This window comes from Flavobacterium sp. (assembly GCF_030146175.1).
Lineage (GTDB): Bacteria > Bacteroidota > Bacteroidia > Flavobacteriales > Flavobacteriaceae > Flavobacterium.
On the sequence record NZ_JASLCE010000114.1, the window covers coordinates 24,400 to 34,517 of the forward strand.

At 38.4% G+C, this 10,118-nt stretch carries 9 protein-coding genes; 7 read left to right on the top strand and 2 right to left on the bottom strand.

What is annotated here, in order from left to right:
- The first annotated feature begins 10 nt into the window (after window positions 1–10).
- The 3 genes from asnS (at window position 11) to Q1R07_RS13125 (ending at window position 3,745) form a co-directional block, all read left to right on the top strand.
- On the top strand, window positions 11–1,444 hold the full coding sequence (gene asnS, locus Q1R07_RS13115; protein ID WP_300491056.1) for an asparagine--tRNA ligase: 1,434 nt from the start codon (window positions 11–13) through the stop codon (window positions 1,442–1,444).
- 195 nt (window positions 1,445–1,639) lie between these two features.
- Window positions 1,640–3,103: an RNA polymerase factor sigma-54 gene (gene rpoN, locus Q1R07_RS13120; RefSeq protein WP_300491058.1), complete on the top strand. Its 1,464-nt coding sequence runs from the start codon at window positions 1,640–1,642 to the stop codon at window positions 3,101–3,103.
- Between the two features lie 27 nt (window positions 3,104–3,130).
- Window positions 3,131–3,745 (top strand): hypothetical protein, encoded by a 615-nt coding sequence (locus Q1R07_RS13125; protein WP_300491060.1) that lies wholly within the window; start codon window positions 3,131–3,133, stop codon window positions 3,743–3,745.
- Here the strand turns inward: Q1R07_RS13125 and Q1R07_RS13130 are convergent.
- Window positions 3,740–4,444, bottom strand: a complete 705-nt coding sequence (locus Q1R07_RS13130; RefSeq protein ID WP_300491063.1) for a porin family protein — start codon at window positions 4,442–4,444, stop codon at window positions 3,740–3,742. The genes Q1R07_RS13125 and Q1R07_RS13130 overlap by 6 nt on opposite strands.
- Window positions 4,445–4,518: 74 nt before the next feature.
- Window positions 4,519–5,193 (bottom strand): response regulator, encoded by a 675-nt coding sequence (locus Q1R07_RS13135; protein WP_300491066.1) that lies wholly within the window; start codon window positions 5,191–5,193, stop codon window positions 4,519–4,521.
- A 61-nt stretch (window positions 5,194–5,254) separates the two neighbouring features.
- Between Q1R07_RS13135 and Q1R07_RS13140 the strand changes: the two genes are divergently transcribed.
- The 4 genes from Q1R07_RS13140 (at window position 5,255) to Q1R07_RS13155 (ending at window position 9,915) form a co-directional block, all read left to right on the top strand.
- Window positions 5,255–6,004 carry a LytTR family transcriptional regulator DNA-binding domain-containing protein gene (locus Q1R07_RS13140; protein ID WP_300491069.1) on the top strand — a complete coding sequence of 250 codons (750 nt, stop codon included), beginning with the start codon at window positions 5,255–5,257 and terminating at the stop codon, window positions 6,002–6,004.
- 297 nt (window positions 6,005–6,301) lie between these two features.
- The gene (locus Q1R07_RS13145) at window positions 6,302–6,553 is read left to right on the top strand and encodes a hypothetical protein (protein ID WP_300491072.1); all 252 of its coding nucleotides are present in this window, start codon (window positions 6,302–6,304) and stop codon (window positions 6,551–6,553) included.
- 173 nt (window positions 6,554–6,726) lie between these two features.
- Complete coding sequence (locus Q1R07_RS13150) at window positions 6,727–8,700, top strand: tetratricopeptide repeat-containing sensor histidine kinase (RefSeq protein ID WP_300491075.1); 1,974 nt, start codon at window positions 6,727–6,729, stop codon at window positions 8,698–8,700.
- 267 nt (window positions 8,701–8,967) lie between these two features.
- Window positions 8,968–9,915: a tetratricopeptide repeat protein gene (locus Q1R07_RS13155; protein ID WP_300491078.1), complete on the top strand. Its 948-nt coding sequence runs from the start codon at window positions 8,968–8,970 to the stop codon at window positions 9,913–9,915.
- The last annotated feature ends 203 nt before the right edge of the window (window positions 9,916–10,118 follow it).

A 10,118-nucleotide genomic window follows, 5' to 3' on the forward strand; every position in this document is an offset into this window, starting at 1 on the left:
AATCATTACAATGAAGCACACTAAAGTTAAGGACCTGCTAAACGGTACGAAGACATTGCATGAAGTAAAAGCAAAAGGTTGGGTTAGAACATTTAGAAATAATCAGTTTATCGCGTTGAATGACGGTTCTACGATAAATAATATTCAGTGTGTTGTTGATTTTGAAAATACTCCGGATGACATCCTAAAACGAATCACAACCGGTGCAGCTGTGAGTGTTACCGGTACATTGGTAGAAAGTCAGGGTGCGGGACAAACGGTGGAAATCCAGGTAACCAAACTGGAAATCTTAGGTGATTCCGATCCGGAAAAATACCCGATGCAACCGAAAAAACACTCGTTGGAGTTTTTACGTGAAAATGCCCATTTACGAATCCGAACCAATGCATTCGGAGCGATTATGCGCGTACGTTCGACTTTATCATTTGCCGTACACCAATATTTCCAGGAAAAAGGATTTTTCTATGTAAATACGCCTATCATCACCGGATCGGATGCTGAAGGTGCCGGAGAAATGTTCCGCGTTACCGCATTGCCTTTCGACGGTACGCCAAGAACGGAAGAAGGTCAGGTTAACTTTAAAGAAGATTTCTTCGGAAAGGAAACCAATTTAACCGTATCCGGTCAGTTGGAAGGAGAAACCTATGCGATGGCTTTAGGTCAGATTTATACTTTCGGACCAACTTTCAGAGCTGAAAATTCGAATACTTCACGCCATTTGGCCGAGTTCTGGATGATCGAACCGGAAGTAGCGTTTAACAACCTGGCAGATAACATGGATCTGGCCGAAGATTTTATCAAATATGTGATCAAATATACGGTAGACAAATGTGGTGATGATCTGAAATTCTTAGAGCAACGTTTACTGGATGAGGAGAAATCAAAACCACAGGCCGAAAGAAGCGAAATGCCGTTATTGGAAAAATTAAGCTTTGTAATGGACAATAACTTCAAACGCGTAAGCTATACGGAAGCTATTGATATCCTGAAAAGCTCCAAACCAAATAAAAACAAAAAATTCAACTATATCATCGACGAATGGGGTGCCGATTTACAAAGTGAGCACGAGCGTTACCTTGTAGAGAAACACTTTAAATGTCCGGTAATTTTATTTGATTACCCGGCAAAAATAAAAGCATTCTATATGCGTTTGAACGAAGATGGAAAAACGGTTCGCGCTATGGACATCCTATTCCCTGGAATCGGAGAAATCGTAGGTGGATCACAACGGGAAGAGCGTCTGGATGTCTTATTACAAAAGATCGCCGACCTTGGAATCGATGAAAAAGAATTGTGGTGGTATCTGGATACCCGTCGCTTCGGAACGGCCGTTCACAGTGGTTTCGGACTTGGTTTCGAAAGACTGGTATTGTTCGTAACCGGAATGTCAAATATCCGTGATGTAATTCCATTCCCAAGAACTCCGCAAAACGCTGAATTCTAATTCTGGAATCGTTTATCAGTCAGGTCACACTGAAAATGTGTTAATTTCGGTTTCACATCGCAGTACCTGCTAAACTTATACTAACCTTTGCCGAATTTTTTTTATTTTTGAAAATAATAATTTGGCAAAGGTTACTTTATTATAGCTGTATCCCACAGCTCTGGATTAACCCAAAACCGAATACACAATACAAAAATGCTTAAACAACATTTACAGCTCAAATTATCGCAAAAGCTATCGCCTCAGCAAATCCAACTGATGAAGTTGATTCAATTGCCTACACAGGCTTTTGAACAACGTCTTAAGGAAGAACTTGTGGAAAATCCGGCTTTGGAAACCGGAAAAGAGGATACTTTGGAGCATGATGATTATGAAGATGATAGCTATGACGAATACGACGATTATGACAACGAACGCATTGATGCCGACGAGATCAATATCGACGAGTATTTGAGTAACGATGAAACGCCCGATTATAAATTACAAGCCAATAATTATAGCGACGACGATGAAGATCGCAGTCTTCCGTTTGCCGCACCGGTGAGTTTTCATCAGGATTTAATCAACCAGTTGAATACGTTTATTCTTTCCGACAGCGAACGCGAAATTGCCGAGTTTTTAGTTGGAAGTATTGATGATATGGGATATATCCGACGTGATATTCAGGATATCGTAGACGATATGGCTTTTACGCAGGGAATTTATACCGACGAGCAAAATGTGGAGCGCATTCTAAATATTATCCATGAATTGGAACCGTCGGGTGTTGGCGCGCGCGATCTACAGGAATGTTTGTTATTACAACTTCGCCATAAAACGCCAACCGAAGCCATCGAACTTGCGATCGACATACTCGAAAACCAGTTTGATGCGTTTACCAAAAAACATTACGACAAATTACTTCAGAAATACGATATCTCGCAGGAACAACTCCGCAAGGCGATCGACGAAATTGAAAAACTAAACCCGAAACCGGGTGGTTCGTTCGATACGAATTCCCGTACCGTAGAACATGTGGTTCCGGATTTTTCGATCCGCCTGATCGACGGTGAACTGGAGCTTTCCCTAAACGGAAGAAATGCACCGGAATTACACGTTTCCAAAGATTATCAGGAAATGCTGCAAACCTATAAGGAATCGCGTGAAAAATCGAATTCCCAAAAAGATGCCGTGCAGTTTATCAAACAAAAACTGGATTCGGCCAAATGGTTTATCGACGCCATCAAACAGCGTAACGAAACCTTATTTGTGACGATGAACGCGATCATGCATTACCAACAGGAATATTTTCTTGATGGTGATGAAACCAAGCTAAAACCGATGATCTTAAAAGACATCGCTGATATGGTTGGTTTGGATATTTCGACCGTTTCCCGTGTGGCCAACAGTAAATATGTTGAAACACCTTACGGCACAAAACTGATCAAGGAATTCTTTTCGGAAGCAATGAAAAACGATCAGGGTGAAGATGTTTCGACCATCGAAATCAAAAAGATTTTGCAGAATGTAATCGAAGAGGAAGACAAAAGTAAGCCACTTCCAGACGATAAACTGGCGGAAATATTAAAAGAAAAAGGCTATCCGATTGCCCGAAGAACGATTGCCAAATACCGCGAACAACTGGATATTCCGGTAGCGCGTATGCGAAAAAAAATATAATTGCCCGTCATAAAACCAAGCGACACCATGGATTTCAAAAAGATTTTCCCGTTATTTTCTTATTTGTTACATCCGCTGTTTATTTCGGTTTATGCCGCGTTGTTTTATTTTTTTGTTACCCGGAATTATTTTTATCCGCATGAAATCTACCTGATCCTGTTTCAGGTGGTTATTCTGACGTTATTTTTACCGGTGTCGACTTATTTTCTATTAAAATCACTCGGATTAATCCGTTCGGGGATTATGTTATCGGAGAAAAAAGAGCGTCGCTTACCTCTGGCTTTTCAGGCTATGTTTTTTCTGGTACTGATCGAACATTCGCTTACAATGCTTCCGATACCGGAGTTGTATTTTTTCTTTTTGGGCGCTTTGATCAGTTCAGTTATCGCTTTAGTCCTACTACTCTTCCATTTTAAAGCCAGTTTGCATATGGTTGGCATTGTTGGCATAACTCTTTTTATCATTGGGATTTCGATGCATTACCATATCCGGTTTGTAAACCTGATTGCTTTTTCGATATGCAGTATCGGAATTGTCGCGTCGTCCCGTTTGTATATGAACGCCCATTCGATGAAAGAGATTGTCATCGGAATACTGGTTGGCGCTTTACCGCAAATCGGATTGTGGTATTTCTGGTTATAGAATGTAGAAAATCACCAGAAAGCTAAAAACATTCATTTTAATTCTTTCACCATCGATCTCACCCGATTTAAACAATGGGTTTAATCCATAATACGCGTAAGCATTAAACGTATTATATCCAATTCCAACATAAGGTCCGTATTGGATTTTATTCAGATCGGAATTATTAAATACTTTGATTTTTTCGGTACTTCCGGTATACACCGATTTACTATAGAGCAGGTAACTAAACTTAAATCCGGAATAGATCCTCCAGAATTTATGACTTTCCGGTGTCGATGTACGCCAACGCACTTCTATCGGAATGTCCAGATAATGCATTTCCAGTTTATTTTTTTCGAAATCGGAACTGATGGAGTAATTGGCAATACCGTCTATTTCTTCAATTTTCATGTTTTGACGAAGACTGTTAAATGAATAACCAATACCCGGCGCTATGGCAAAAGTACGTTTATCGTTTAGTGGAATATCGCGGAGAATACCGGCACTAAGTCCCAGTGAAAAAGAGTTTTGCGAAAAGCCACGCGGACTGTTTCGCACTAAATTATAAGCAATACTGATATAAAACTGATCTTCCCGGTATAGCGAGTCTACTACGACAACTTTCTTTTCTTCTTCTTTTTTGACCGTTTCTTCGGTTTGCGCCCAAAGACCAACGGGAAGGATTAATAAGAGATATAGCAGGCCAACTTTAATCATACTTTACTTATTTCTGTACTAAAGTAGTAAAAACTAGCTTTACTTTTATTTATTGTCCGGAATCTTTTAATCGTTTAAATCAGTCCGATCTTTTTGGCTTCTTCGATCAACTCTTTGTCGCCGCCTTTGGAACGCAGCAACTGACTTTTGATATTGGCTTTACGTTTTTCCAGTGCACTCATCGACAACGGAATATAGTTTGGAAGATCGGCCGTTTTCACACCTTGAGAAATCAACAACAGGATCTGACTATCGATCGAATCCCATTTGATGTTTTTCATCATTAGCTCTTTCAAGGCATTGGAAATCGTATGACTGGCAAAGGTTTCGCCTCCGTAAATTTTCTCAAAAACGTTTGGAAACATTTCAAAGTTGACGTCACATTTCGAAATAAAAGCCTCCGGATTTACCTTGTTCATAATCTTATCGATCAGTACCGGTTCGTTGTGCATCGTTAACAGCGCAATTTTACACTTTGGAAATTTCTCGCGAATCAACAGTGCCAAATCCACTCCGGATTCGATGTTCATTTCTTTATAAGGCGGCAAACTAATATCCAGGTAAGCAAAGTCGATATCCTTTTTTAACCGGGAAAAGTTCATAATAGTCGTATAGGCTGCCGTACAATTATGAGCCGTTGTAAAATTAAGCGTCAGTTCTTCGGTATTAAATTCGGAAAGCAGGTTGATATAACCATCTAACGTCATTGGATGATCATCTACTAACAGAATATTTATTTCTTTGGCCATACAATTTTTTTCTATTACAAATCTAACGAAAAAGTACGGAATATCCGTAAAACAATTTCAGATGAAAGTAATAGCTTGCACTAAAATTAAAGTTGTGCATTATCCGTTTTTGCTAATCGATGACGATGAGAAGGTAGCCAAGAACATTTTGGAAGTTTTTGAAGATTTTGAAGACTTTCTTTGCCTTGGTGTGATTAAGACTAAAGAAGAAGCCATTAACCGGATATTGGAATTAAAACCAAAACTGGTGTTCATTGAAATTGCTTCTAAAAAACCGGATTCGGATTTGTCGTTCGCTATTTTATCCGAACTAAACGAATTTCTGGAAGAATTACCCTATTTTGTGGTACTTACTTCTGATGAAAGTCATGCATTTGAAGCTATTAAAAAAGGGGTTTCGGATTACCTTTTAAAACCTTTAAGCCAGAGCGAGTTACGAAAATGCCTGCTTCGCTTTCAGAAAAAAAATCCGGTTAAAGAACCAGAAACTATTTGTGTAAAATCGTACGGTGATTATCAATTTGTCCATTTAAAAGACATTACGCATTTAAAAGCCGACAATAATACCACCGATATTTACCTTAGCTCCGGTCAGAAAGTGAGTGCCTACAAAACGCTAAAACATTTTGAAAGTTTACTTCCTTTCTACTTTCTAAGGGTACACAACAGTTCGATAGTAAATATTAATTATGTTTCCCGTATACATTTGGGAAAATTGAAATGTTATTTAAATAATAATGAAATTTCCATACCTTTCTCCAAATCGTATAAAGATAACATCGATACCATTATAAGGCGAATTTCATCTTAGCAAAAACCTATTGTTTACACGTAAAAATGATGCATCCACTAACAAACGCCTTACAACCACTAAATACACGATTAATGATTACCAAAACAGCTTGTTCCTTATCTAATTTTGTAACTGTAATAATGACGGAACAATTTAAAGCTTTAAACAATTACTAAGATGAGGGAACATGGACACATGACATCTTTAGTAATACTGGTAAGTAATCCCAACTTTCAGCAAAAAAAACAAATCAAATACCACTACACCACAAAAATGTTGTAGCGACCCCATTTCTTAACATTAAAATATTTTTTTATGAAAAAAGCTCTTTTTATTTTGACACTTATCATTGTTGGCGGATTAACATTTTCATGTTCAACGGATGAGTATGATGTAACACAAGAAACCAGTGCCCGAAAATTCAATACTAATGACGATATGATGCGTGGTACTGCTGCCGATTCTACAAGTATGCTTCCGAGCTATACTCCAAACTCGAATACAGAGCCTATTAGTCCTAATCTTGACGATAACGGAGGTGGTACACTTAACCCTCCAAAAAGATAATACAAAACGAAACATTTTTTCGGCCTAGGCAATATAAGTTGCGATATTAACTTATATTGCCTAGGTTTTTTATATTATTTTTGAACAATCCCTAATTCGCAACGATTTTGAACGCCCCGACATCGAAATTTATATTTTGTCTTATCCTTTGTTTTCTGATGTTCTCCTGTGAGATGAACAAAAAAAGTGACATTGCTGTTTCGGATAAAAAAATAAATGCGCTGTTCAAAGACGCGAACAACAATCAGAAATCCCTATCGAAAAAGAAAGCAGTACTGGATTCGATTTTTCACGAAATTTCGCTTCGCAAAAACGATTCCATCACACGAAATTTTCATTTTCAGTTGGCGGATGAGTTTTATCGCCTCAACGATTTTCACACCTCCAGAATCATCAGTGAAGAAGCCTTTAACCTGGCTAATGACGCCAAAGATAGCGTTGCCACTGCAAAAGCACTTTACTATATTGGCGATTGCTATGAACCGATAAAAAAAGATAGTGCTTTCTATTACTATCTTCAGGCCGAAAAAATATACCGTCGTATAAAAGACACCGAAAACGTTGGTCGTATGCTATTGTATAAAGGCGGTATCCTTTACAGTGAGGGCAACTACATCGAAAGTGAAATCGAGGCCAGTAAATCGTTACAATTGCTCAATAAATCCGGAAATTATAAGCTTACTTATAGTGCTTATAACATTCTTGCCAATTCCCTTCAGGGATTAAACGATTTTAATGGCGCCCTGAAATACCACGAACTGGCGTTAAAGGAATACGACAAACTCAAACTTAAAGAAACCGATCCAAAAGTGATTCTTGGATATTATATCCCAACACTGAACAATATCGGTTATATGTACGATAAAATCGGAGAGCATCAAAAAGCGATCAAACAATTCCAAAAGATTATCGCGATTAAAGACCTTCGTAAACTTTTCCCGGAATATTATGCTGCGACGCTTAGCAATCTTGCGTATTCCAAAATGAAAGCCGGTGATTTTAAAGATCTGAAAGAGATGTTTTACGAATCGATTCATCTTCGTGACAGCTTGGGAAATCAGGCCGGTGTTGCGTATAGTAAGGTACAGTTGGGCGAATTTTACCTCATCCAAAAAGACACTTTGCAGTCGATCGTAACGCTTAAAGAAAGTTACCAGCTCGCTAATGACACCAAAAGTTATTACGAACTATTGCGTTGTTTAAAACTCCTGTCCAAAATTGACACCAGTAGAAGTCAGCAGTATTCCGATGAATATATTGCCGTGAGCGACAGTTTACAGAAAAAGGAACGTGCAACCCGTAACAAGTATGCCCGTATTGCCTACGAAACGGAACGATTGGAAGAAGAAAACGAAGTTTTAACCAAACGAAATCTGTATATATTACTTGGTGCGGCCTTTTTTATTTTTGTGGTAACCGCTTTAGGGATTATCCGCCATTTAAAAGCCAAAAACAAAGAACTTCAGCTAATCCAACAACAACAGGAAGCCAACGAAGAAATCTACCACCTGCTTGTAGAACAACAGGAAAAAGTCAATACCGCCAAAGAAGAGGAAAAGACCCGGATTGCCATGGAATTGCACGATAATATTATGAATAAGATCTATGGTGTTCGAATGAACCTTGGATTTTTTAATAATAAAGCCGATGAAAAGGCAACGGAAAAACGAAAAGAATACATTCTGGAACTTCAGAATATTGAAAAGGAAATCCGTACAATTTCGCACGACCTAACCAAAAACTCCTATTTTGAAGAGCGCAATTTTACCGAACTGCTAAGTTTTCTGATCAAGAATCAGGAAAATATTAACACCACGGATTTCCACTATGAAATTGACGAAAACATTGACTGGAATACGGTTCCGAATACAACCAAGATCAACATCTACCGTATCGTACAGGAAGGCATCCTGAACATCAACAAATATGCGAATGCCAAAAACGCGTTCGTAACCATTACACTTACCGAAACCGGTAAACTACAACTAATCGTAAGTGATGATGGCGCTGGTTTTGACCTAAAAGTTGCCAAAAAAGGGATCGGTATAAAAAACATGACCGAACGTATAACGGCACTAAAAGGCGAGTTAAATATCAAATCCAGTATTGGAAAAGGAACGCAGATCGAAGCTATTTTCTCACTCTAAATCGTACTGATAGTATTGTAATATTACTGTCGGCTTCCATCACATCCTCTTTTTTTGAATGAAAAACAAGGAAGGAAATATCTTTTACTCCAATTCACATTGTTACAAAACAAACAATATTTGAATTTACATAGGAAAATACTTAAATTTTGTAAAATCATATCCAACAGTAAAACAGATTATTAGTTTCAATATATTTGTCTTTAGCAATACTTTTTAGCTATCGCTATAAAAAATTATTATTTGATCAACCAAAACAACAATCACATGTCATTTTTTAAAGGATTATTTGGCAAAAGCACTCCTATTGTAGAAGACAAAGCCTTCACTATTGACTTTGAAGACGCATTAAAACGCTATATCGGCGTTACGGATGGCGATGTCGAATATGAATTCAAAGATCAAAAAGGGAATGTAATTCCTCCTTCCCATGCTTTTGAAGGTGCTTATAACCAATGGAAAGGAATACAATCGGCATGGGATAAACGCGGTGTTATTTTTGCAGCACTCGATTCAATTTATTTTCACCGGATCCCGAAAGCACAGGTAATCGAACGCTTTGTGATTGACCGTTATCCCGAAAAAGCATTGCAATTTGTCGCGGCCAATTTAAACGAAGCAGATTATAGCGATCCTGAAATATTGGCATCCTTAGCGAAGTGTCATTTTATATTGTTAAACTTCGACGAAAGTATTGCACTGGCACAAAAGGCTCTGGAACAGGATGGAGACAACAAAAAAGCAAAAATTGCTTTAGCGGATTCCTTTCACTTAACCGGCCAACATGAGGAGGCGCATCAAATCTATCAGCAACTTTTAGAAAACAGTTTGCGAAACGAATGGAAAAGTGATGAGATAAATGTGCTACAATTGGTCGATTTTAAAAATGATATTATCAACTCATCGGTTTATGCTGTCGCCATACTGTCGGTTCCGGAGGCTGATGAAACCATCTGGAATAGCGTTGCGGAAGAGTTTTATTACTGCCCGTATTTTAGAAGTCAGCATGCTTTTTGGTATATCCGAAGCGGAGAAAGTCTAAAAGGTGTTGTCAAATTATTCGCCACAGCCGAAGAATTCCCTTGGTACCGGGATGCGGTTGTTAATGCCAAAAGTAGTATCCTGCAATTCCGGGAACAAATGCAATCGGACGATTTATGGGAAGACAAATTGCAGTATTTAACTGAAATCATGCAAAAGAATAATTGGAATTAAATCATACTCCTTCTAAAATAGATCGACTAGTAGTTCGTCACTTTTTTAGGAGGAGACAATCTTAGTACTTGCCTCTGCTTGCGTTGCGCCGACATTCCTCCTATAAACCATAGCGGGGTAATGAGCCACAAGCTAAAACACCCTCTTCCGTAGCGGTAGGCGTTCCGTTTAGGTTACGCATACTACCATCCTGAACGCTTCTT